Annotated in this window: 19 protein-coding genes and 1 riboswitch; of the genes, 14 read left to right on the forward strand and 5 right to left on the reverse strand. The window is 29.8% G+C overall.

Going from position 1 to position 22,799, the window contains the following annotated elements; all coding sequences use genetic code 11:
- The first annotated feature begins 57 nt into the window (after positions 1–57).
- The 12 genes from HW276_RS03820 to HW276_RS03870 all read left to right on the forward strand — a co-directional run bounded on the left by HW276_RS03820 (position 58) and on the right by HW276_RS03870 (position 11,551).
- Positions 58–1,317: a 3-deoxy-D-manno-octulosonic acid transferase gene (locus tag HW276_RS03820; protein WP_178937472.1), complete on the forward strand. Its 1,260-nt coding sequence runs from the start codon at positions 58–60 to the stop codon at positions 1,315–1,317.
- A gap of 45 nt (positions 1,318–1,362) precedes the next feature.
- Positions 1,363–2,199 (forward strand): tRNA (guanosine(46)-N7)-methyltransferase TrmB, encoded by an 837-nt coding sequence (gene trmB, locus HW276_RS03825; protein ID WP_178937473.1) that lies wholly within the window; start codon positions 1,363–1,365, stop codon positions 2,197–2,199.
- Positions 2,200–2,275: 76 nt separating this feature from the next.
- Positions 2,276–3,817 carry a methyltransferase regulatory domain-containing protein gene (locus tag HW276_RS03830; RefSeq protein WP_178937474.1) on the forward strand — a complete coding sequence of 514 codons (1,542 nt, stop codon included), beginning with the start codon at positions 2,276–2,278 and terminating at the stop codon, positions 3,815–3,817.
- 167 nt (positions 3,818–3,984) lie between these two features.
- Positions 3,985–5,028 carry a mechanosensitive ion channel domain-containing protein gene (locus HW276_RS03835; protein ID WP_178937475.1) on the forward strand — a complete coding sequence of 348 codons (1,044 nt, stop codon included), beginning with the start codon at positions 3,985–3,987 and terminating at the stop codon, positions 5,026–5,028.
- Positions 5,029–5,064: 36 nt separating this feature from the next.
- Positions 5,065–5,715, forward strand: coding sequence for an MBL fold metallo-hydrolase (locus HW276_RS03840; RefSeq protein WP_178937476.1), 651 nt, complete (start codon positions 5,065–5,067; stop codon positions 5,713–5,715).
- Between the two features lie 21 nt (positions 5,716–5,736).
- Complete coding sequence (gene dtd, locus HW276_RS03845) at positions 5,737–6,180, forward strand: D-aminoacyl-tRNA deacylase (RefSeq protein WP_178937477.1); 444 nt, start codon at positions 5,737–5,739, stop codon at positions 6,178–6,180.
- 179 nt (positions 6,181–6,359) lie between these two features.
- Positions 6,360–7,193 (forward strand): C40 family peptidase, encoded by an 834-nt coding sequence (locus tag HW276_RS03850; protein WP_178937478.1) that lies wholly within the window; start codon positions 6,360–6,362, stop codon positions 7,191–7,193.
- 118 nt (positions 7,194–7,311) lie between these two features.
- The gene (locus HW276_RS03855) at positions 7,312–8,310 is read left to right on the forward strand and encodes an aspartate-semialdehyde dehydrogenase (RefSeq protein ID WP_178937479.1); all 999 of its coding nucleotides are present in this window, start codon (positions 7,312–7,314) and stop codon (positions 8,308–8,310) included.
- A gap of 6 nt (positions 8,311–8,316) precedes the next feature.
- On the forward strand, positions 8,317–9,576 hold the full coding sequence (locus tag HW276_RS03860; RefSeq protein ID WP_255460316.1) for an ABC transporter substrate-binding protein/permease: 1,260 nt from the start codon (positions 8,317–8,319) through the stop codon (positions 9,574–9,576).
- The gene (locus HW276_RS11740; RefSeq protein ID WP_255460317.1) at positions 9,576–9,875 is read left to right on the forward strand and encodes a hypothetical protein; all 300 of its coding nucleotides are present in this window, start codon (positions 9,576–9,578) and stop codon (positions 9,873–9,875) included. Before HW276_RS03860 ends, HW276_RS11740 begins: the two co-directional genes overlap by 1 nt.
- Positions 9,875–10,615, forward strand: a complete 741-nt coding sequence (locus HW276_RS03865; RefSeq protein WP_147003257.1) for an amino acid ABC transporter ATP-binding protein — start codon at positions 9,875–9,877, stop codon at positions 10,613–10,615. The genes HW276_RS11740 and HW276_RS03865 overlap by 1 nt, the downstream gene beginning before the upstream one ends.
- Positions 10,616–10,750: 135 nt before the next feature.
- On the forward strand, positions 10,751–11,551 hold the full coding sequence (locus tag HW276_RS03870; RefSeq protein ID WP_178937480.1) for a viral A-type inclusion protein: 801 nt from the start codon (positions 10,751–10,753) through the stop codon (positions 11,549–11,551).
- 317 nt (positions 11,552–11,868) lie between these two features.
- Here the strand turns inward: HW276_RS03870 and HW276_RS03875 are convergent, their stop codons facing one another.
- The 5 genes from HW276_RS03875 to ribE form a co-directional block, all read right to left on the reverse strand.
- Positions 11,869–12,957 carry a glycerol dehydrogenase gene (locus tag HW276_RS03875; protein WP_147003259.1) on the reverse strand — a complete coding sequence of 363 codons (1,089 nt, stop codon included), beginning with the start codon at positions 12,955–12,957 and terminating at the stop codon, positions 11,869–11,871.
- Between the two features lie 200 nt (positions 12,958–13,157).
- A complete protein-coding gene (locus tag HW276_RS03880) occupies positions 13,158–14,378 on the reverse strand; it encodes a bifunctional 3,4-dihydroxy-2-butanone-4-phosphate synthase/GTP cyclohydrolase II (RefSeq protein ID WP_178937481.1) in 1,221 nt (406 codons plus the stop codon).
- Positions 14,379–14,411: 33 nt separating this feature from the next.
- Positions 14,412–15,089: a riboflavin synthase gene (locus HW276_RS03885; RefSeq protein ID WP_178937482.1), complete on the reverse strand. Its 678-nt coding sequence runs from the start codon at positions 15,087–15,089 to the stop codon at positions 14,412–14,414.
- A gap of 153 nt (positions 15,090–15,242) precedes the next feature.
- The gene (ribD, locus tag HW276_RS03890) at positions 15,243–16,370 is read right to left on the reverse strand and encodes a bifunctional diaminohydroxyphosphoribosylaminopyrimidine deaminase/5-amino-6-(5-phosphoribosylamino)uracil reductase RibD (protein WP_178937483.1); all 1,128 of its coding nucleotides are present in this window, start codon (positions 16,368–16,370) and stop codon (positions 15,243–15,245) included.
- 60 nt (positions 16,371–16,430) lie between these two features.
- Positions 16,431–16,898: a 6,7-dimethyl-8-ribityllumazine synthase gene (gene ribE, locus HW276_RS03895; protein ID WP_147003263.1), complete on the reverse strand. Its 468-nt coding sequence runs from the start codon at positions 16,896–16,898 to the stop codon at positions 16,431–16,433.
- Positions 16,899–17,151: 253 nt separating this feature from the next.
- Positions 17,152–17,281: riboswitch (FMN riboswitch) on the reverse strand.
- 222 nt (positions 17,282–17,503) lie between these two features.
- Here ribE and HW276_RS03900 point away from each other — a divergent pair.
- Both HW276_RS03900 and HW276_RS03905 read left to right on the forward strand, forming a co-directional pair.
- Positions 17,504–18,814, forward strand: coding sequence for a leucine-rich repeat domain-containing protein (locus HW276_RS03900; protein ID WP_178937484.1), 1,311 nt, complete (start codon positions 17,504–17,506; stop codon positions 18,812–18,814).
- A 47-nt stretch (positions 18,815–18,861) separates the two neighbouring features.
- Positions 18,862–22,797 carry a DUF4280 domain-containing protein gene (locus HW276_RS03905; RefSeq protein ID WP_178937485.1) on the forward strand — a complete coding sequence of 1,312 codons (3,936 nt, stop codon included), beginning with the start codon at positions 18,862–18,864 and terminating at the stop codon, positions 22,795–22,797.
- Positions 22,798–22,799 lie beyond the last annotated feature (2 nt).

Genomic DNA, 22,799 nt, shown 5'->3' on the forward strand with positions numbered 1-22,799 from the left:
GGGAGATAGTCTTTTTGCTTAAAGATAAGTAGAAAAAAGTTAAAAGATAGGTGGAATATGATTTTATATAATTTATTAAGAAATTTACTGTATTTTGTAATAATGATTTTAGCAATATTTAATGGCAAATTACTAAAATTTTTTAAATCACGATTATTTCAGAAAATAGAGAATGATGATTTTTTAAATAGTGATGAGGAGGCAATTTTTATTCACTTTTCATCAGTTGGAGAATTTAATTTGACAAAGGAACTTATTTCAGAAATACTAGAGGGGAAAAAGACTGGAAAAAAAGAGAAGGTTATTCTTTCTGTTATGACAAATACTGGATTTGAGGCAGTTAGTAAAGAATATTCTGAAAATAGGAATGTAAAAATATTTTATTTTCCACTTGATGATTTTCTTGCAATTCGTAAAATTTATAAAAAATATAAAATAAAAAAAACATTGATTATAGAAACCGAAATTTGGCCGAATTTATATTATTTTGCCGCTAAAAATGGAGAATTATTTATTGTCAATGGGAGACTTACTGAAAAAAAATTAAAGTCATATCTAAAATTTGGCTGGATCGTCAAAAAAACTGTAAATCGTGCAAAAAAAATAATGGTGCAAAGTGTTTCTGACAGGGAAAGATATGAAAAACTTGGAATTAAAAGGGATAAAATAAAGGTCTATAAAAATTTGAAATATTCAATTAAATATAATAAAATTTCAGAAGATCAAAAAAAAGAATACTATGATACAGTTGTAGATAGAAATAAAAAAATAATTGTATGTGGAAGTACACGTCCAGATGAGGAAAAAATTTGGCTGGATGTTTTTGAAAAAATAAATATAAATAATGAATATCAGCTGATTATTGTGCCACGGCATTTGAAACGGGTTTATGAGATTGAAAAAATGATTTTGGAAAAATTTTCGAGAAATGACTATTCTTTGTTTACCAAAATTGAAAAGAATAAAAAAAATAGTGAAACTGGGAAATATAAAAAAATAGTTATAGTTGATAAAATGGGAATTTTAACTGATTTTTATCAGCTGGCGGATTTTGCATTTGTTGGCGGAACACTTGTAGATATTGGCGGACATTCGATTTTAGAGCCGCTTTATTATGGGAAAAAGCCAATTATTGGGAAGTATTTTCAAAATATTGAAGAAATTGTGAAGGATGCTAAAGAACTTGGATTTATTGAAATTGTGGAAAATGAAGATGAGATTGTCGAGTATTTGAAAAAATTTGAAAATGTTGATACGAGGGAGTTTTTTGAGAAAAATAATGAAATAAATAAAATACTGGATGAAATTTTATATTAAAATTTTTAAAAATAATTAAAAAAAGAAAAGGAAAGCAAATAAAAAATGGAAGATAAAAATAAGGATAAGATTGAAATTATTGGGAAAAATGGGCAGAAAATTGAAATTACTGAAGCCGAGCAGGAAAGAAGGGCTAAAATAAAGAAAGTTAATGATGAATTTAAAGTAGCAAATGCGGAAAAAAGCAGAATTATAAATGAAAAGGAAATTTGGAAATATTTCTTTGAAAAGCCTAAAAAAAATTATAATAAATATATGTATGAAATGCTTGAATTTCCTGAGCATTTGATGTATAATAATGAAAGTGTTGATGAATATCGTGGAAAATGGAATGAATTTTTTGGAAATAAAAATGACATTTATTTGGAAATAGGTTGTGGAAGCGGAAATTTTACAGTTCAAAATGCAGAGAAATTTAAAGATAGAAATTATATCGCATTGGAATTGCGATTTAAAAGACTTGTCTTGGGAGCAAAAAAATCTAAAAAAAGAAACCTAAATAATATTTTGTTTGTAAGAAAAAGAGCGGAAACAATACTGGATTTTTTGGGAAAAGATGAAATTTCAGGAGTGTATATTAATTTTCCTGATCCTTGGGAAGGCGAGGAGAAAAAAAGAGTCATAAGCAATAGCCTGTTTTCTAAATTAGATATTATTTTAAGAACAAATGGAAAATTATTTTTTAAAACAGATCATGATCAATATTATGAAGATGTTTTGGAATTGGTAAAGAAACTTGATAATTATGAAATTATTTACCATACAAATGATTTACATAATTCAGAAAAGGCAAGTGAAAATATTAAAACTGAATTTGAACAAATGTTTTTGAGTAAACATAATATGAATATTAAATATATAGAAATTGAAAAAATTAAATAGCATAAGATTAAAGTATTGAAAGGAGTGAGAAGATTAGAAAATTTGGAAAAATAAATCCAAATTTTTATAAAAGGTTATGGAAAATAAAAATACATATAGTGAACTGCTTTACAAGTCAAATCCATTTAATTATACTATACCAGCATTACTGGAGGCACATGGAAGATTATATGGACTGACTCCGAAAGATTCAAGAAAGGCTAAAGTGCTGGAATTAGGATCATCATTTGGAGGGAATATTATTACGCAGGCACTTTATAATCCTGAAGCTGAATTTGTTGGAATTGATTTGACGGCTGAACAAGTTAAAAAAGGAAATGAAGTTATTAAAAAAATAGGTTTAAAAAATGTAAAATTAATCGAAAAAAATATTTTGGATATAAATGAAGATTTTGGAAAATTTGATTATATTATTGTTCATGGTGTATTTTCTTGGGTTCCAAAAGAAGTGCAGGATAAAATTATTAAAATTTGCAATGAAAATTTGACTGAGGAAGGAATTGCCTACATTTCATATAATACTTATCCAGGATGGAAGGAACCTGATAAAATACGTGAAATGATGATTTATGCAAATAAATATTTCCCAGAAATTTCATTAGGGGATAAAAATCAGCGTGGAAAAGCTTTTATTTCAATTGTTGCGGAACAAATGAAAATATATGAGGATATTTCTAAGAAAAAGGGAGATTTTATTAAGCAGATAGAAGAAGTTGTAGGTATGCAAGATTATTATGTGGCTCACGAATATTGTGAAGATATTAATAGTCCTTTATATTTAAATGAATTTGTAGACTTAATAAAAAAGGGAAATTTAGAATATATATCGGATGTTGCCTTGAGATTATCCATTATTAGCACTTATAATAAGGATACTGTGGATAAGTTGCAGCAGTTGTCGCAAGGAGATCATGTAATAAAGGAACAATGTCTTGATTATATACTTGACACTAAATTTAGAAGATCACTAGTTTGTAAAAATAGTCAAGCTAAAAAACTTAATTTTAGCGAAAGCTTTCCTAATGAAGTATTGGATTCATTCCTATTATCATTGAGATATACGAAGGAAGAACTGAAAACATTGAATGAAGATAATGTTAAGGAAATTATGCTTCATCTGGCAGAAACACCGAATAAAAGTTTTGTTGTTAAGGATGCCATAACATATTGGGAAAAAAATATTGCTAAAGATAAAAATGAGGAAAAGAAAAATGAAGTGCTTTCTAATTTGAGAAAATTTATTTTAAACAGCATGATTAATGGCAAAATTAAATTTTACTGTTCTGAAAATGAGATAGTTCCTTATGAAGAAAACAAAGTTTATATTCCTGAAAAATTCAGAAATTACATAAGAACTTTGATTATTGGAGAAGGTGCTGGAGTAGTAGGAATAGCAAATTCGAGAAATGAAATTATTAATGACTTAAATGATGTTGATGTAATAGTTGCAGATATTTTATCAGAACCAAAGACAGAAAAAGAAATAATTGAAAAATTATCAAAAACTGCCATTTATAGAACAATGCCAGATGGAGAGAGAAAAGAAGTGGAAGCTTCTGAATATTTGCCTGAAAGCATAAGAAAATTTGAGTTTTTAGGTTATTTTTCAAAAAGATAAAATTGGTGCAAAGTGGTGATAGGCGAAATATATACTTATCACTTTTTTTGCATAGTTATTTATATAACTTTCTGTTTAAATAAATAATCATAAAGTTTAAAAATAAAAAATATTGTATTTAATAAAAATTAAACAAAAAATTTTAATTGAAAGGAGGAAAATAAATAGTGAAGGGATTGGAAAAATTTTTAGAGCTGGATACTATAATTAGATTTTTAAAAACTAATCTTTTTAAATTATTCATAATTTATTTAATCGTAAAAATTGGGAAAATATTTAAGAATAGAATTGAAAAAATATTGAAAATTATACTTGATAAATCAAATGTCGATAAAAGCGTGGCTTCATTTTTGCTTTCAATTTATTCGATTTTATATTATTTCATCCTAATTTATTCTTCAGTAGGAATCCTTGGGATTAATACAACTTCGATTACGACATTTTTAGGAGCGGCTGGGATCGTTTTAGGGATCGCCTTTAAGGAAACTTTGGGAAATTTTTGCGGAGGGCTTATAATTCTTACGTTTAAGCCGTTTAGCGTTGGAGATACGATAGAATATAATAATTATATTGGGACTGTAAAGAAAATAGAATTATTTTATACAAAAATGTTAAATCCGCAAAATGAGGTTGTAATAATTCCAAATGGAATAGTTACTAATACTGAAATAAGAAATATTAAGCAAAATGGAGAACGTAGACTTGATTTGGAAGTTGGAGTTTCATATAATAGCAATATTCAGAAGGTAAAAAGTGTTTTAGAGAGAATTGTTAAAGAGGAAACAATGAATGAAGTCGAGGAAACACAGATTAAAAATAATTTGCTTATAAAAATTTTAGAAAAACGTGAAAAAAGTAAAATTAATTTATTTGCAACAATTTTTTCTAGAAAAAAAATGAAGGAAGCGGAAGATGAGGCAACCAAAAAATCCGAAGAAGAAATTTATGAAAATGATAAAAATACAGAAGATACATCAAGTATTTCAAAAGTTATCAATGATGATGAAAAAATGATTCTGGCTTCAAAGCCGTCTATTATAGGAGTTGGTCAGCTGGCAGAGTCTGCAATAATATTTTATGTTTATGTTTACACACGTTCAGAAAATTATTTGAATTTAAAGATGAAGTTAAATGAAAAAATAAAAACTGAATTTGATAAGGCAGGAATTGAAATACCATATCCACAAATGGATGTGCATGTATCAAAATAAAAATAATAAATAGTTATATAAATAAAAGGAGGAAAAATGGAATTAAAAAGATTTTTGAACGACAATGCAGTTCAAAGTAACTGTTACGTTATTTCTTACGGGAAAAACTGCTATGTTATGGATCCTGGACAAGAGAAAATGACAGAAGTTGTTGATTATATTGAGAAAAATGAGTTGAATTTACTAGGAGTTCTTTTGACGCATGGGCATTGGGATCATATTTTGGGAATACCATCTATGTTAGAATATAAAAAAGTACCTGTTTATGTGAGTGAAGGCGGGTATGAATTTTTATTTAATCCTGAATTGTCGCTTTTTGCTTGGAGAGAAGGGGATTTTGAACTAAATAAGGAAGATGTCCAAATTATAACTTTAAAGGAAAATGATAAAATTGGTGAAAATGGGAAAATTTCTGGAAATGCTGATGATGTGGAAGTTTACTTTGAAATAATTGAAACTCCAGGACATAGCAGAGGGGATATTTGCTATTATGATAAAAAAAATAAAGTATTATTTTCTGGAGATACATTGTTTGCTGGGACTTATGGAAGAGTGGATTTACCAACGAGCGATCCGATTCAAATGGGGAAATCGTTGAAAAAATTGTTTGCTTTGGATCAAGATATTAAAGTTTATCCAGGACATGGATTTGATACTACTATTGAAGTAGAAAAAAGATATTATTAAAATTAGAGAATAAGGGAAAAAATGAAAATAATAATTCAAAGAGTGAATTTTGCAAAAATATTTGTAAATAATGAATTCAAAGGAGAAATTCAAAAGGGGATAGTTGCTTATGTTGGAGTTGCCAATGGAGATTGTGAGAAGGATATTGACTTTTGTATTGACAAATTAATTAATCTTAGAATTTTTGATGATGAAAATGGGAAATTAAATTTGTCAGTAAAAGATATAAAAGGAGAATTGCTAATTGTAAGCAATTTTACAATTTATGGAAATACCAAAAAAGGAAGAAGACCAAGCTACACAGAATCTGCAAAAGCTAACGAAGCTCAAGAGATCTATAACCTTTTTTTACAAAAATTGAAGGATACGAATATTAGATTTGAAACAGGGGAATTTGGGCAATATATGAGAATTGTCTCTGAAAATGATGGACCTGTAAATTTAATATTATCTTCAGATTTGTAATAAGAACAATTTAATTTTATAATTAAATTATTTATTTTTAAAGGGGAAATTGTAAAAATAAGATTCAGAAGTATTTTATTTTCAATAAAGGAGTAGGCAAAGAAATAAAAATTCTTTGTTAAATGATAAAAAATTAAATTAAAAATTAATATTTTAAAATGAAGGGAGAAAAAAGTAAAATGGCAAAAAAATCAACTTTGACAATGGCTTGCATGCTGCTGACAGTAGGATGTACAGGATTGCAGACAAATAGTGAAAATAGCTCTAAAGCCGGGAAAAATAACAATGATCTTTTATCTAATAGTGACGGGAATGATAAAGATGATGATATTGTTGTTGAAATAGCAAAAGAAAGAGATAATAGGCAGGAGGATATAAAGGATTCGCATGCCAATAGAATAGAGAAAAATCATAGTCATCATAGCAGCAGTAATGATGAATCTGAAATTTCAAGAGCATCTGAAAAGAATCAGTTAAATGAAGATATAGATAATATTAAGATTACAAAATTATTTGATGAAAATAGTCTGGTCGATCGTTCAATGCCAAATTCCCAGTTAGTGCTGCAAAAATTATCTGAACTAAAGAGAAAGCAGCAGGAAATATTAAAGCATGGCACAGTTAGCCAGAAAAAGACTGTAAAATTGCAAAATGACCTATTAAAGTCATATAGTCATTGGAAAGGTACAAAATATGAACTTGGAGGAGATTCACCAAGCGGAATGGACTGTTCAGCACTGACACGTAGAGTTTATCGGGAAGTATATGGATACGAGCTGCCAAGACAGACAGTACAGCAAATTAAAGTGGGGGCTCATATTCCTAGGGAAAATTTAAAACCAGGAGATATTGTATTTTTTAAGCCGGAAGATACAAACAACCATACGGCAGTTTATTTGGGGGATTCTCTTTTTATTAACGCATCTTCATCTAAAGGAGTTGTAATTTCAACATTGGAGAATACTTACTGGAATAAATATTTTAAATATGGCGTAAGAGTTAGAATGGCTTAGAAAATCCCGATTGAAACTTGTAATTTTAAAAGTTTTAGAGTATAATATACCCATAACATTTGAAATTGAATATTAGAGGGTAAAACCTTAATTGAAAAAAATTTTAGGAGGACAAATAATGAAAAATTACAAAGTGGCGATTATAGGAGCTACAGGACTTGTTGGAAGAACATTTTTAAAAGTATTAAAGGAAAGAAATTTTCCAGTGGAAAAATTGTATCTTTATGCTTCAGCTAATTCAGCAGGTAAAAAGATTGAATTTAATGGTACAGAATATACTGTTATGGAATTAAAGGATGAAACTATAGCTAATGATATTGATGTAGCTTTATTTTCAGCTGGAGGAGGGGTATCACTTGAATATGCTCCAAAATTTAAAGCTAAAGGTGCAGTTGTTATAGATAACAGCAGTGCTTGGAGAATGGATAAAAATATTCCGTTGGTAGTTCCTGAAGCTAATCCAGAAGCATTGAAAAATCATCCTGGAATTATTGCAAATCCAAATTGCTCTACAATTCAAGTAATGCCTGTATTAAAGGTATTGCAAGAAAAATACGGATTGAAAAGAGTAATTTATTCTACTTATCAGGCTGTTGCAGGTTCTGGGCAAAAGGGACTTAACGATTTGGAAGCTAATTTAAAAGGAGAACCATCAAAAGGGTATCCGCATCAAATTGCATTTAATGCATTGCCTCATATTGATGTATTTTTAGATAATGGGTATACAAAAGAAGAAGAAAAAATGATTAATGAAACTAGAAAAATATTAAACTTGCCAGATTTAAAAGTAACTGCAACTTGTGTAAGAGTTCCGATTAGATTTGGACATGCGGTATCTGTAAATGTGGAATTGGAAAAACCTTTTGAATTGGAAGATGTAATTCGTGCATTTGAAGAAAAAGAAGGAATTGTTGTGCAAAACGATGGTAAGAATAATGTTTATCCAATGCCTATAAATGCACAAGATACTGATGAAGTTTATGTTGGAAGAATTAGAAAAGACTTTTCAGCTGATAATGCTCTAAATTTGTGGGTTGTAGCAGACAACATCAGAAAAGGTGCAGCTACAAATACAATTCAAATTGCTGAAACTTTAATAAAAGAAGGAGCACTATAATAGAAAATGAAAGTTAGTACGATAAAAAATAAAATATTAGTATTACTAGTTTTTATGGCAACTTTCATAGCAGGATATAGTGATGATATAAAGGTTGGAATGGAGTGTGGATATGCTCCTTTCAACTGGTTTCAAAACGATAGTAAAAATGGTGCAGTGAAAGTAGATGGAGGTTATTGTGGCGGATATGATGTTGAAATAGCCAAAGTTATTGCTAAAAAGTTAAATAAAAAATTAGTAGTTGTAAAAACAAAATGGGATGCATTGCTTGGGCCTGCTTTGACTTCTGGAAAAGTTGATTTGGTTATAGCAGGAATGTCGGCAACGCCTGAAAGACGGCAAAGTTTAAAATTTTCAAAACCATATTATGAATCAGATTTAGTAGTTGTTGTGAAAAAAAATGGGAAATATGCTAACGCTAAAACAATTAATGATTTTGCGGGAGCAAAGATTACAGGACAGTTGAATACACTTCATTATGATGTTATTGATCAGATGAAAGGTGTACAGAAGCAGACTGCAATGGAAAGTTTTCCTGCGATGATAGTAGCCCTAAATTCTGGGAAAATAGATGGTTATATATCTGAACGGCCAGGAGCGATGGCAGCTCAATTTTCAAATCCCAATTTAAAGTTCATTTCATTCGATAAAAAAGATGGATTTAAATACGATACTGAAGAAGTAAATGTTGCAGTTGGAATGAAACTGGGAAATACAGAACTGGAAGAGAAAGTTAATAAAATTCTAGATGAAGACTTGACTCCTAAAGTGCGACAGCAAATTATGGAAAAAGCCATACAAAATCAGCCAAATGAAACATCTCGTTCATTTTTTGGATGGGTTGCATTTTTTATTCAAAATAACTGGAAGACATTTTTAAAAGGTACAGTTGTAACACTATTTATTTCAGTTACTGGTACAATTGTAGGATTTTTCATTGGATTAGTAGTTGCATTATTTAGATATTCAGAAGCAGAAATTGATGGGCAGGCTAAAAAATATAAAAAAGGTGGATTAAAAGTCCTAAACTGGCTTTTTTCAGTTTACATTGCAGTATTTAGAGGAACTCCGATGATAGTTCAGTCAATGGTAATTTATTATGGACTTTCTCAAGTATTTAATTTAAATTTATCTCCATTGATAGCGGCTTTATTTATTGTATCAATAAATACGGGAGCATATATGAGTGAAATTATCCGTGGTGGAATTGACTCGATTGATACAGGACAGTTTGAAGCGGCAAAGGCGATTGAAATTTTCAATTAATGAAAAGCATTATTTTTCCGCAAATGTTTAGAAATATTTTGCCAATGATAGGAAATGAGCTTATTGTCAATATAAAAGATACATCTGTGTTAAATGTAATAAGTGTTACAGAGTTATTCTTCATTTCAAATTCTGTTGCAGGAACTTATTCACGTTATTATGAAGTATTTATTATAACAAGTGTAATTTATTTCTTCTTGACATTTACGTTATCATTAATTTTAAAACAAATTGAAAAGAGAATTGATGGACCTCAAAATTTTGAATTTTTAGATGATGTTAATGGGGAGGAAAAATAATGGGGAAAAAAGTTATTGAAATAAAAAATATTAGAAAAGATTTTGGAAAAAGAACAGTATTAAAGGATGTAAACTTTGATGTTCACGAAAAGGAAGTTGTAAGTATAATTGGTTCATCTGGAAGTGGAAAGTCTACTCTTTTACGATGTATAAACTTACTTGAAAAGCCTACAAGCGGACAAGTTTTAATTCATGGAAAAGATGCGATGGCAGGAGATATATCGCTTGTAACATTGCGTGAAAAAGTAGGAATGGTGTTTCAGCAGTTTAATTTATTTAATAATTTAAGTGTTTTGGAAAACTGTGTAATTGGACAAATGAAAGTTTTGAAAAAATCACGGGAAGAAGCTGAAAAAATTGCAAAGGAATTTTTGGCAAAAGTAGGAATGGAACGTTTTATTCATGCAAAGCCAAATCAAATTTCAGGTGGACAAAAGCAAAGGGTGGCAATAGCAAGAGCGCTGGCAATGCAGCCTGAAGTTCTGTTATTTGATGAGCCTACGAGTGCTTTAGATCCTGAAATGGTTGGGGAAGTTTTAAAGGTAATGAAGGATTTGGCAAAAAGCGGACTTACAATGATTGTTGTAACACATGAAATGGATTTTGCACATGATGTTTCAAGTAGAGTCGTGTTTATGGATCAAGGTGTAATTGTGGAAGATGACAAGCCTGAAAATATTTTTGGAAATCCAAAACATGAAAGAACTAAGGAATTTTTGAGTAGAATGTTAAGTAAATAATATGCTATTACTTATAATTTCTAATTAAAATCAAATTAAATCTAAAAATATTCCTTGAAATTTTTTAAAAAATAGTGTAAAATAGTAAAAGTTGAAAATACTAAAGTAAAATTTATTAAAATTAAAGGAGAAAAAATGGCAAAGAAAAAAGCTGAAGATATTAAATTAACTTTAACTGATGAAGAAAGAGAAGGATTGGATAACGAAGGGATAAAAAGAGTTTTAACTAGTAAAGCTATATTGAAAGTAGCAAAAGAATATAAATTTTCTGACGAAGAAAAAGAAGAATTTGAATATTTATTCACAAATGAAAAACATAAATTCTTTATTGCAAAACTTATTGAAGATAAAATATCTGTAAATGAAAATGATGTTACAAAATTATATACAGATAATAAGGCAAACTTTGATGCACAAAATATTCCTTTTTCTCAAGCTAGGGAAATTATCCAAAGAGACTTGTTAAATCAGCAAGTTGCTGTCTTAGAAGCAGAAGAATTGAACAAATTAGTAGAAGAAATGGAAGATAAATTAGAAATTTCTAAAAAGGAAATTTTATTTTCAAAAGGTGATTCTGAAGTATTAAAAACTTTACTTGTTGGTAAAATAATTTCTAAAAAAATGGCTGATGAAAAATTTGAAGATCAAGAACAAAACAAAAAAGATTTGGAAGTTATAAGAGATAACGTATATATCAACTATTACTTAGATTTAGAAGTTAGAAAAAATGTGAAAGTTACTCAAGAAGAAGTTGCTGAAATTTATGAAAAAGAAAAAGCAAAACTTGGAAATGTGACTCCAAACAGCGCTTATCAGCAAATTGCTAATAGCTTGTTAAATAATAGAGCAATTGAAGAAAGAAACAATTTAATAAATAAAATTGTAGAAGAATATAAAGTTGAAGAAGTGGCTAAAGAATACACTGAAGCTGAATAAATGTTGGTTAAACAATAATATAAAACTTGGAAAGTAATAATAAATTTATGAAATCCAAGTTTTTTATTTATTAATTATATTGATACATTAAAATAATAAAGTTAGTATTTTCTGTTACAGTGAAACCCTATTTAAAATTAAACTACTAAAAATTATATAAATTTAGGATTTGAGTAAAATAGTCATAACTTTTGAGTCCAGTTTTAAGGTAATTTTACTATAGATTTATTTCCGATGAAGAAAAGTTAATAAAAAAAATAAGGAGTACGCTATGAGTACTCCAAATTATCTAAAACTTTAAATCAAATTATTAAAAATTAGTTTTTACCAAGTTCATCCGCTACTAATATTGCTGCAAAAACATCATCTGCAGTAACTTTAAATGGCATATTATGGATTGTTTCACCTTCGGCTGTACTTGCTTTTGCCACTTCATATAATCTTTCTTTTGAAACATTTCCCATTCCTAGTTCAGCCAATGTTGTTGGAAGTCCTAAAATTTTGCAGAAGTCAATAACTTTTTTGATTTCACATAAACATCTGTTTTCTAAAACTAGCTGTGTAATTGTTCCAAATGCTACTTTTTCTCCATGATACATGTGGTGTCCTTCTTCCAAAATTGTAAGTCCATTGTGAATAGCATGAGCTGCAGCAAGCCCTCCACTTTCAAATCCAATTCCACTTAAATAAGTATTTGCTTCAATTATGTTTTCCAAAGCCTTTGTGATTACTTTATTTTCTACTGAAATTTTAGCTTTTAAACCATCTTCAAACAATGTATCTTTACATAGTTCTGCGATTGCAATAGCGGCTTTTGTAATTCCTCCGCCAGCAATTGAAGTGGCATTTGCATCGACACAGGCTTTAGCTTCATAATAAGTGGCAAGTGCATCACCAATTCCAGCCACAAGAAGTCTTACAGGCGCATTTACGATTATATTTGTATCCATTATTACCATGTCAGGATTTGCCTTTAAGAATAAATATTCTTCAAACTCTCCGCTTGGAGTATAAATTACTGACAATGCGCTGCATGGTGCATCAGTTGAAGCAATTGTAGGTACGATAAATACAGGGATATTTTCATAATATGATATTGCTTTTGCTGCATCAAGAGTTTTTCCTCCACCAATTCCAAATACTGCATCACATTTTTTTTCTTTTAAAATATCAATATTTCGGTTAATTTCAATTTTTGAACATTCTCCGCCAAAAACTTCAATATGATAATTTATACCTTCGTTTTTAAAACTTTCAACAATTTTATCTTTAAAATTATCAAAAATAAATTTGTCTACTAGCAGATATGCGCCACTATTACCACGTAATTTGTAATAAGTTGCTAAATTAGTAATTTCATTTTTTCCTTGAATATATTTTGAGGGTGAATTAATAATTTTTACCATAAAAAATCATCTCCTGAAAGTTTATTTTTATTTATTAATATTGTTATAACATATTTTTTAATAAAGTCAATAGAAGTTTTGAAATAAAAAATCAGAAAATTATTCAGATTTGATATTTTATATAATTTCCTGATTTTTGAATTTTATTAAGTTGATTCTAAAGTTAAGTTTTCTTTTTAGATAATATAAATTTAAAATTTTTATAAATCCTGTTTTAACAAATGTCCCATTTTTTCTTTTTTTACCTTTAAATAATTTTTATCCACATCGTTGGCGGCAATTTCAATTTCCTTGCGTCCAGCAATTTTAATTCCATATTTTTCCAATCCTTCGATTTTTTTGGGATTATTAGTTTTTAAAATAATAGATTTAATTCCTAAATCCTTTATAATCTGTGCAGCTACGGCATAATCCCTCAAGTCATCTGAAAATCCTAGTTTATGATTGGCTTCCACAGTATCATATCCTTCGTCTTGAAGTTTGTAAGCCTTTAGTTTATTCAGAATTCCAATTCCACGCCCTTCCTGACGTAAATAAATCAGAAGCCCTTCCCCGCTTTCTTCCAGCTCGTGCAAAGCTCTATGAAGCTGTTCTTGGCAATCGCATCGTTTTGAACCGAAGACATCGCCTGTCAGACATTCAGAGTGAAGTCTGACTGTGACATTTTCTTTATTTTTTATTTCGCCCTTCATAACTGCGATATATTCCTTATGTTCGATTTTATCACTATAACCTGCAAAAGTAAAATTTCCAAATTGTGTCGGAATATCAACAGTTGCTTCATTTTTAACTAATTTTTCGTTTTTTTTTATATAAACAATCAAATCATCAACTGTAATAATTTTCAAATTATGTTTTTGACAAAATGTGAACAAATCGTCTCTTCTAGCCATTGTTCCATCATGATTCAACATTTCCATAATAACTGCAACTGGCTCAAATCCAGCAAGTCTAGCCAGGTCAACTGCTGCTTCCGTATGTCCTCTTCTCTCCAAAACCCCATTTTCCTTAGCAATCAAAGGAAACATGTGTCCAGGTCTTAAAAAATCTTCTGGCTTTTTATTCGGATTTGCCAAATCCAAAACAGTTTTTAATCTGTCAGCTACTGAAATTCCAGTTGTTGTCCCTTCAGCCGCATCTACTGAAATTGTAAAAGCTGTCCCGTGATGATCGGTATTGTGATGAGTCATTGGATCCAACATAAGTCTTTTAGCTACTTCGTGGGAAACAGGAACACACATAAGTCCTCGTGCTTCATTAATTATAAAGTTCAATGTTTCATAAGTTACTGTATCAGCAGGAATTATCAAATCCCCTTCATTTTCTCTATCTTCATCGTCAACAACCACAACTGGAACACCTTTTTTCAAGTCTTCAATCGCAGCTTCGACAGTATCAAATTTTGCTTTATTTTCTGCCATTTAAATCACTTCTTTCTTTTTTTCCTTTTTTTATTAAAATCCATTTTTTTGTAAAAATTCCATTGTCAATTTTGATTTTTTTTCTTTATTTTTTAAATTATCAAAATTATCAAATTTCAATATTTTTTCCACATATTTTCCAAATAAATCTGTTTCAATATTCACAAAATCCCCAGTTTTCTTCATTCCAACCGTAATATTTTCAATCGTGTGCGGAATAAGTGAAACCGAGAAAATTCCATCTTCATCATTTACATCAATTACTGTAAGACTCGCCCCATCAATGGTTACACGCCCTTTTTCAACGATATATTTCATATTATTTCTATGATTTTCATCCAGCTGAAACTCATAAACTTTCGCAATTCCTTTATCCGTAATCGACAAAATTTTAGCCTCGCAGTCAACATCTCCCATAACAAGATGTCCGCCTAAAAAAGTTGCAAGCGTAAGAGACTTTTCAAGATTGACAATATCCCCCGCTTTAGCCCGTTTCAAGCCACTTCTCTCAATAGTTTCAAACATCACATCTGCCGTAAAGTCACTTCCCTTTAATTTTGTAACAGTCAAGCAAACTCCGTTTACAGCGATACTATCCCCAATTTGTGCCTTTTCTACAACCTTTTTTCCTCTTATTGTAATTTCAATACTTGCATTTTTTTTTGCAAGATTAATAATTTTTCCAGTTTCTTCAACTAAACCAGTAAACATAGCTTTCTCCTGATTTTTAATTTATTTTTTAATAGACATATTTGACAACTATTTTTTTCTTAACAAGGGGTCAAAACCTCTTGCTTTATTATATTTATTTCATTAAAGTTAAAATTTATATAGTTTTCAAATAAATTAAATAATTTATTTAAATTAATTATAATTTTTTTGCAAAAATTCTATTCCCACATTTTCGCCATAAACATTATATTTCACATTTGTCAAAATCACAGCTTCATCCATTTTTTCCCTATCAAATCCTGTAATAAAAGACTTTCCTTTTTCATCGCCCAAAATTTTATTGGCAATAAAAATTTCTCCAGCGTCAATTACATTTTCTTCAAATGCCTGTGAAATAAGCGATTGTCCACCTTCCAGCAAAATTGAATCAATTCCAATTTCTCCAATTTTACAAAGAATTTCTTTAAAGCTAAATTTTGTGCCATTTAGAAATACAAATTTAACTTTGCTATTTTCAGAAAAATCCAGCTGCTTTTCAGAATTTTCGTTATTTTTTGATGTGACAATTATTGTCTTTTCATCGCTATTTTCTTTAATAATATTGTGATTCTTTCCAGTTTTAAAATGCGGGTCAATAATAATTCTATATGGATTTACACCGTTTTCAACTCTTGCAGTAAGACTTGGATTATCAGCTAAAACCGTATTTATTCCAACCATAATTCCCATAAATTTATTTCGATAAAACTGAACTTTTTCACGAGCAGTTTCATTTGTAATCCATTTGGAATTTCCTGCCTTTGTAGCAATTTTCCCATCTAAAGTTATCGCACATTTTAAAAACAAATACGGAATTTTTGTCATAATATATTTAAAAAACACTTGATTAATTTTATCACATTCACTTTTCAAAACATTTTCACGCACTTCAATCCCAGCATTTCTCAATATTTGCACACCTTTTCCAGCCACTTTCGGATTTGGGTCAGATGAGCCAATAACACATCTTTTTAGCCCCATTTTTACAATTTTTTCAGCACAAGGCGGTGTTTTCCCGTAATGCGAACACGGTTCCAATGTGACGTAAATCGTTGCATTTGACAAATCTTTTGAATTTTGAGCAGCTTCTTCCAAAGCGTAAACTTCAGCATGAGGCCCTCCAAAATATTTATGATAGCCAGTTCCAATAACTTTTCCAGCTTGAACAACAACCGCTCCGACCATCGGATTAGGATTTACCGCCCCAGCTCCTTTTTTTGCCAGTTCAATTGCCATCTGCATATATTTTTCATCAATTTCATTATTTTTATTTGTAGACATAATTTTAATTTTCCTTTTTATAAATAAAATTATTAGATGTGTTTGATAATCTAATGTTTTTTATTTTTCAATTTCTTTAATTAAATTAATCATTTCAATTGCAGAAAATGCCGCATCTGATCCTTTGTTTCCAGCCTTTGTCCCTGCTCTTTCAATAGCTTCCTCAATGTTATTTGTAGTTAAAACTCCAAAAATTACAGGCAAGTCAGTTTGCAATGAAATTTGAGCCACTCCTTTTGAAACTTCTGCACAAACATAGTCAAAATGTGGTGTTGAACCTTTTATTACAGCTCCTAGAGCAATTATTGCATCATATTTTCCTGTGTTTGCCAATTTTTTTGTAATTAAAGGTATTTCAAATGCCCCTGGAACCCAGGCAATATCAATATTTTCTTCAGAAACATCATTTCTTTTTAATACATCTAAAGCGCCTCCAACTAATTTTGAAGTAATAAATTCATTAAATCTCCCAGCTACAATTCCTATTTTTACATTTCTTCCATCAAATTTTCCTTCAAAAGTTCTCATTTTATATCATCCTCTCTGTTTTTTTTATTAGATATTTCTATATTCGATAATTTATTTTTTATTTTAAATTTAGAATGAAAATATAATTTCCAAACAATTCTATTATTAATAAAAAAGCCTCGAATACTTGATTCAGGGCTTTATAATTAAAGGTAGGCAATTTTAATTTATAATTATTATAACTTTATACTTTATGTAAATATTGAAACTGTGTACAATAAAACTATCTAATAAATTTATATTAAAAATTAATTACTCACTTCTACCATCTAGACTATAACTATCGGTACTGGAATTGCACCAGTTCGTGTCATTTTTATAAATAAAAACAACTCGTGGACTTTACCACCGGTCGGGAATCTCGCCCTGCCCTGAAGTTTTAAACTTTTACTTTAATTTATAATATCACTTTTTTTATTCAATTACAAGAGTTTTTCCTAAAAATATATAAATTTTTTTAAAAATTTATTTTGATGTTGACAAAGTAAAAAATATAAGGTATCATTATATCAATTAAAATAAAATTAATAAATAATATAATTTAAACACATAAATTCTTTTATATTAAATTAATAAATCAATAAATAAAAGTTGGAGGTAGAAGTATGGTAAGGACATTCAGTATGTTGATTTTACTGTTATTTATTTCGTGTAATAATAGTAACGGGCAGGAGTTAAGAGAAGCCCGTAAAAAATCAGAAAAAAAATCAGAAATGGCAGAAGTAAAATCTTTGGATTACAAAAGTTGCACAGAATTAAGAAAATTTAATGTTAATGCTGAAAAAATTGAACTGAAAAATTTGGGATTGGAGGAGATAAAATGCATAGCGGATTATAGAAATGTGAAGGAGCTGGATTTGCGATGGAATCAGATAAAGGATCTGAAACCGCTGGAAAATTTAAAAAATCTGGAAGTTTTAAAAATAAATTTTAATCAGGTAAAAGATATAACCCCGCTGCTAAATTTACCAAATTTAAAGGAATTATGGCTTCATAATAATAAAATAAGCAATCTTAGCGGAATTGGCAAATTGGCAAAACTGGAACATCTGGATGTCAGTTTTAATCCATTGAAAAATGGAGTTGATGAGATTTCTAATTTGAAAAAACTGAAAAGATTGGAATTACGGGAAGTTCCAAAAGAAATTGTGGACTATGTTTATGAAAATTATCATAATTTTATGATTCCTGAAAAAATATTTATTGAGCAAAGATATCCAGAACTTGCTAAAAAACGTGAAAATGAAATAAAATATCCAAATTTTTCAAAGTTTGAAGATAAAATAAACGGTTTTGAAACTGTGAAAATTATAAGGGAACTTTCCACAAAAGAAGTTGCATTGAATAAATTGCCTAAGGAAGTTTATAAAATAGTTGATGAGTATGATAAAAACTCTGACGAAGCTGATGATAAAGTGGAGGGAGCAGCTTTTTTTACAAATAATGTTTATTCAATATACACTCTTACTTATCCTTTTGCCTATGCTGGGCAGTCAAATAGCGAAACTGTCTTTGTGAAAAATGGAAAAGTGATTGCAAGAGATACTGTAAATTTAGATTCTCAATTGGAAAGTATTGATGGAAATAATCTGTTTTTATCGGTAGTTGCAGCAAGCGGGGGAACAAATTATGCAATAACTGATATGAAAAGTGGACAGATGTGGCGAGAAGAATTTAGGGATTTTGGATTAACATCGCCTAAGGGAACTGGTAAAGTTTTTGTAACATCTTCAAAGGAAAATACTGTCAATGTAAGAGAAAGCAATGACTTGGACAGTTCAATAATTCATAAATTAGCGAATAATGTTGAAGTTGAAGAAATTTCAGATGAGAAAGACTGGAGATATGTGTATTTTTATAATAAAGATGGGGGATATTATATGAAAGGGTATATACATAAGAGTCAGTTAAGATAAAACAGCTGATTTTGTAAAAATTTCAAAATTTAAAGGGGGAGTTAATTGTGGTAAATAGGAAATTTAATGGGGTAGATATTGGAGATAGTGCGGTTGAGTTTTTTGAAAAGCTGGCTAAATTAGAAAGTGGCGGAAAATATAATTTAGCAGATCAAAAATATTATATTGGAAAATATCAGATTGGGACAGATGTTTTGATGGATATGGGATGGCTTCCGAAGGGCTCGACTTGGGCAAATGCCAGATTTATTGGTGAAGGTGCCACAAAATGGAAGTTAAAAGGGAAACAGAGTTTTTTAAATAATCCAGCGGCACAAGATGAAGTAATAATGCGTTCGGTGAAAATGAGATGGGCAACCTTGAAAAAACATAAGGATAAAATTTGTAAAAATATATCTGTTCCTAAAAATGCAGTTTATATAGCACCAGGAAAAGTTAGAGCTTCTGAAAATAAAGTAAAGACAATAATAATGAAAAAGAGAAATCAAGGATACAAAGCAGAAGATTTGAGGGGTAAAAGTTTTTTGCTTACATCGTCTGGAATGCTGGCAGCTTCACATTTATGTGGTCAAGGTGCAATGTCTAATGCTTTAGGAAATAATTTTAAAGGTGTCTGGGGAATACCAGTAGATGGAAATGCAATGCCATCATTGCTTTATGCTGTAAATTTAGCGGGGCATGATTTATCAGCGATTATTGGATTTAAAGATAATTGTGAAGTGGATCACAAAGTTGTAGAAAAAAATCATACACAAACTGATAATAAAAATATAAATAAACAGGCTGTAGTTCAGTCAAAACCTAAATCTAATGTTTCAAGTAACTCTTTGCAAACACAAAAAGGAGATTCAGCATCAAATACTAATAAGACTGGCAACGATGAAAGCAATAAGGAAGGTGTATTTTCATTTAATGGTCAGAAGTTTGAGGAAGTCTGGGATAGTGAAGAGTATAAAAGGGACAGGGCTGAAAATGGGAAAGCTCCTGAATTGGCATTTGTAAATCCTGATGAGGCGATTTTGAAGAGGCTGCAGGCTAAATTTCAAGATGAGAATATCTATAATAAGGATTATGTAAAATATTTGGAAACTAAAACAGGGAAAAAGGTGCTGAAAGAAAATAAGGAAGATATAAATGTCATTTTGAAGATGTATGATGAGGCGACAAAGGATAATGACAAGATTGGGAATGTGATAAGGCAGCATGGATTTGATACTTTAAGGGGAAGAGAGGAAAATAATGAGATTTTGAGGATACAAGATATAGTTTATTATATTTATTCGTATCCAATTCCTAATAAAAGCGCTATAGAATCGCTTGAATACGTGCTTAGTCAATATTCAGCAAAATATGTGAAATATCCTGATAAAAAGCCTGTGAATAAATTTAAGGAAGATAAGAATTATGTGGATAAAATACAGGGTGTGATTCAGATATATGTAAAAGATGGAAAAACTAAAGTTGAGAAGAATCAGCTGCCTGAAAAGTATGACAAGTATATGCAGGGAATAAAGGATATTGATGAAATTATTATAAAAGTTGCTAAAAAGCCAGCTTTGGAGTTACAAAAGACAAGATGTGAAAATTTGATAAGAGAACTTGGGGAAAATGTTTCGGAATATGAAAAAACTTATTCTATGGATGAAAATGGAGTTAGGCAGTTCCCTTTGTCGAGAAGATTGATTGACAATATAATAATTGAATTTTTGAAGGTGCAAACTGGGTTTAAGGAAGAAAATGAAACCAAGTATTTTGATAATCATCAATATAAAGATAGCAACATTGTGAGAAATTATCTTTTATGGTATATAAAAAGACAAAAAGGGATTGATATTCCATCAAAAAGTGAGAGAGGATTATTTAATAGGCTGGAAAAAATTGGGAAGGATATAAGGGTAACGACTGTCTTGAATGACTGGATAACTTCGAAATCGGCAATAAAAGTGCGGAATATTAGGAAAATAAGTAATTTGATAGATGAAACTTATGAAAATTACAGGGATAATTCGGATTTTGAAAAAGATAAAGGCATTATTTTGGGATTATTTAAAGATAGCAAAGAATTGCGGGATTATGCGGCAAATATTGATTCAATGGATTTGTATTCCTTTTATAAGTTATTTTATGATCTGCAAAATATTATAAATCCTACCGGAGAGTTATTTGTAAATACTAATTGTATGCTAAAATGTACGCTTGGAAGGGATATTAGCCGATTGATCATAAAAGAGGACAGTGTAATGCTTGAAGGCGGGAAACAGGCTAATATAAATGATACGAATATTCAACCTTTTAAATCTTGCAGTGCAATTGGGATTTGCCAGCCTGCGTTAATGGGGATGTGGGAGAAAAATACAGATGTGAAAGTCAGAAACAAGCCTGCATTGCTGGATATTTCAACTATTCAATGTCAGCACGGTGGAACTATAAGTATTGATGATGCTGGGCAAAAGGAAGCTGGAACGGCAGTTACTAAAGAAAAGGAAGTTAGTGAAGCTGTTAGAGATGCTGATTGTCAATATAAACTGCTGATAAATATTTGTAGCGATGTAAATAATTATTTTATGCAGACGCAATTAAAAAAGGAAGCACAGAAATTTTCTAAATGGAACAGATTTAAAAATAGCACAAAGAACAGTACAAATAAGGCAAAATTACAAATTGCTAAAAAGGAAACTTCTTTGGAAAAAGAGAAATATTTAAGAGGAAAAATTTTAAATACATTTAAAGAAACATATAAAAGTATAAAGCAAAAATCAGGGCCTGAACTTGATACAAAAGGGATAATAAAAAAACATGGATTAAGTTTATGTGATTATGAGCAAAAAAATTTTTATTCTGCAAAAATGCTTCCTGTGATAGCTTATGGATATTTAATGCGGGCTGGAAATTTGACAATAACGGAAAATGAAAAAAAACAGATTGAAGCAGAATTAAATAGCGATATAAAAACTTCAAATATAGAACAGATAGAATTAAAGGATTACAAAATACAAAATAATGTAAAGCAGACAAAAGAAGCTCCAGATCACAAAATAAATTCTTCAGATATTATAAGCTGGATTGAAATAGGTAAAACATTATACACATCAACAAAATATCCTCCAACTGAAGCAGATGTGCTAAATGCAATAAGGAAAAATGGGAAAAGTGTGGCTACATGTCCGTTTAGTCAAGGAAAATGGAATGAAACTCATAATTTTGCAAAGGAAGTGAATAGTGGTGATGGTGTTCAGGATGATGTGAAGAAGAAAAGTAATCAGAATCCTAAAAATGAGAATAAGGAAGAAAAAAATATACAATTTGAAAAAAATAAGAATACAGATAATTTAGAAAATAATGTATCAAAAGAACAGGTTTCAACAGTTAAAACAGATAAAAAACTAGAAAAAAAATCTGAAAAATGTGATACAGATAACTGCCCACATAAAGAAGTCAAAGGAAGGGCACCATGGATAAAAGTTGCAGAAGAAGAAATGAATAAATATAAAGAACAAAAAGAATCTAGCCGGAGTTTATATAATAGAATACAAAAAACATATTTTCCTTATGCAAATTTTGGAACAGATAAAAAACCCACTAAAATTGCATGGTGTGCAGCATTTGTAACATATTGCATGAAAACAGCTGGATATAAAAATTCATCTGTTCCTTCTGTTGGAGGATATGATTGGGGAGTTGCGCCAAGACCAAAATTACCAAAAAGAGGATGGTTTGAAGGTGAAAAAACTCAACCTTTTGTAGGAGCCATAGGAATTTTTAAATTTCGGAATGGTTATAGCCATGTGGCAATATTAGTTGGGAAAAGGAAAAATGGAATGTATGTATTTTTAGGCGGAAATCAAAATGATGAAATTAATAAAACTGCTTTTGAGCCAAGTAGAATTGATTATTTTATGAAACCTAAAAGTTATACGGTAAAACCAGAAGAACGAGAACTGCCAGTAATTACAGATTCAAAAAATACAGGTACAGTAGGATAAAG

The organism is Leptotrichia sp. oral taxon 417, assembly GCF_013394865.1.
Taxonomy (GTDB): domain Bacteria; phylum Fusobacteriota; class Fusobacteriia; order Fusobacteriales; family Leptotrichiaceae; genus Leptotrichia; species Leptotrichia wadei_A.

Excerpts from the sequence above, each read along its gene's own strand:
- HW276_RS03820 (WP_178937472.1), top strand. The coding sequence starts at position 58 with ATGATTTTATATAATTTATTAAGAAATTTACTGTATTTTGTAATAATG.
- trmB (WP_178937473.1), top strand. The coding sequence starts at position 1,363 with ATGGAAGATAAAAATAAGGATAAGATTGAAATTATTGGGAAAAATGGG.
- HW276_RS03830 (WP_178937474.1), top strand. The coding sequence starts at position 2,276 with ATGGAAAATAAAAATACATATAGTGAACTGCTTTACAAGTCAAATCCA.
- HW276_RS03840 (WP_178937476.1), top strand. The coding sequence starts at position 5,065 with ATGGAATTAAAAAGATTTTTGAACGACAATGCAGTTCAAAGTAACTGT.
- dtd (WP_178937477.1), top strand. The coding sequence starts at position 5,737 with ATGAAAATAATAATTCAAAGAGTGAATTTTGCAAAAATATTTGTAAAT.
- HW276_RS03850 (WP_178937478.1), top strand. The coding sequence starts at position 6,360 with ATGGCAAAAAAATCAACTTTGACAATGGCTTGCATGCTGCTGACAGTA.
- HW276_RS03855 (WP_178937479.1), top strand. The coding sequence starts at position 7,312 with ATGAAAAATTACAAAGTGGCGATTATAGGAGCTACAGGACTTGTTGGA.
- HW276_RS03860 (WP_255460316.1), top strand. The coding sequence starts at position 8,317 with ATGAAAGTTAGTACGATAAAAAATAAAATATTAGTATTACTAGTTTTT.
- HW276_RS11740 (WP_255460317.1), top strand. The coding sequence starts at position 9,576 with ATGAAAAGCATTATTTTTCCGCAAATGTTTAGAAATATTTTGCCAATG.
- HW276_RS03865 (WP_147003257.1), top strand. The coding sequence starts at position 9,875 with ATGGGGAAAAAAGTTATTGAAATAAAAAATATTAGAAAAGATTTTGGA.
- HW276_RS03870 (WP_178937480.1), top strand. The coding sequence starts at position 10,751 with ATGGCAAAGAAAAAAGCTGAAGATATTAAATTAACTTTAACTGATGAA.
- HW276_RS03875 (WP_147003259.1), bottom strand. The coding sequence starts at position 12,957 with ATGGTAAAAATTATTAATTCACCCTCAAAATATATTCAAGGAAAAAAT.
- HW276_RS03880 (WP_178937481.1), bottom strand. The coding sequence starts at position 14,378 with ATGGCAGAAAATAAAGCAAAATTTGATACTGTCGAAGCTGCGATTGAA.
- HW276_RS03885 (WP_178937482.1), bottom strand. The coding sequence starts at position 15,089 with ATGTTTACTGGTTTAGTTGAAGAAACTGGAAAAATTATTAATCTTGCA.
- ribD (WP_178937483.1), bottom strand. The coding sequence starts at position 16,370 with ATGTCTACAAATAAAAATAATGAAATTGATGAAAAATATATGCAGATG.
- ribE (WP_147003263.1), bottom strand. The coding sequence starts at position 16,898 with ATGAGAACTTTTGAAGGAAAATTTGATGGAAGAAATGTAAAAATAGGA.
- HW276_RS03900 (WP_178937484.1), top strand. The coding sequence starts at position 17,504 with ATGGTAAGGACATTCAGTATGTTGATTTTACTGTTATTTATTTCGTGT.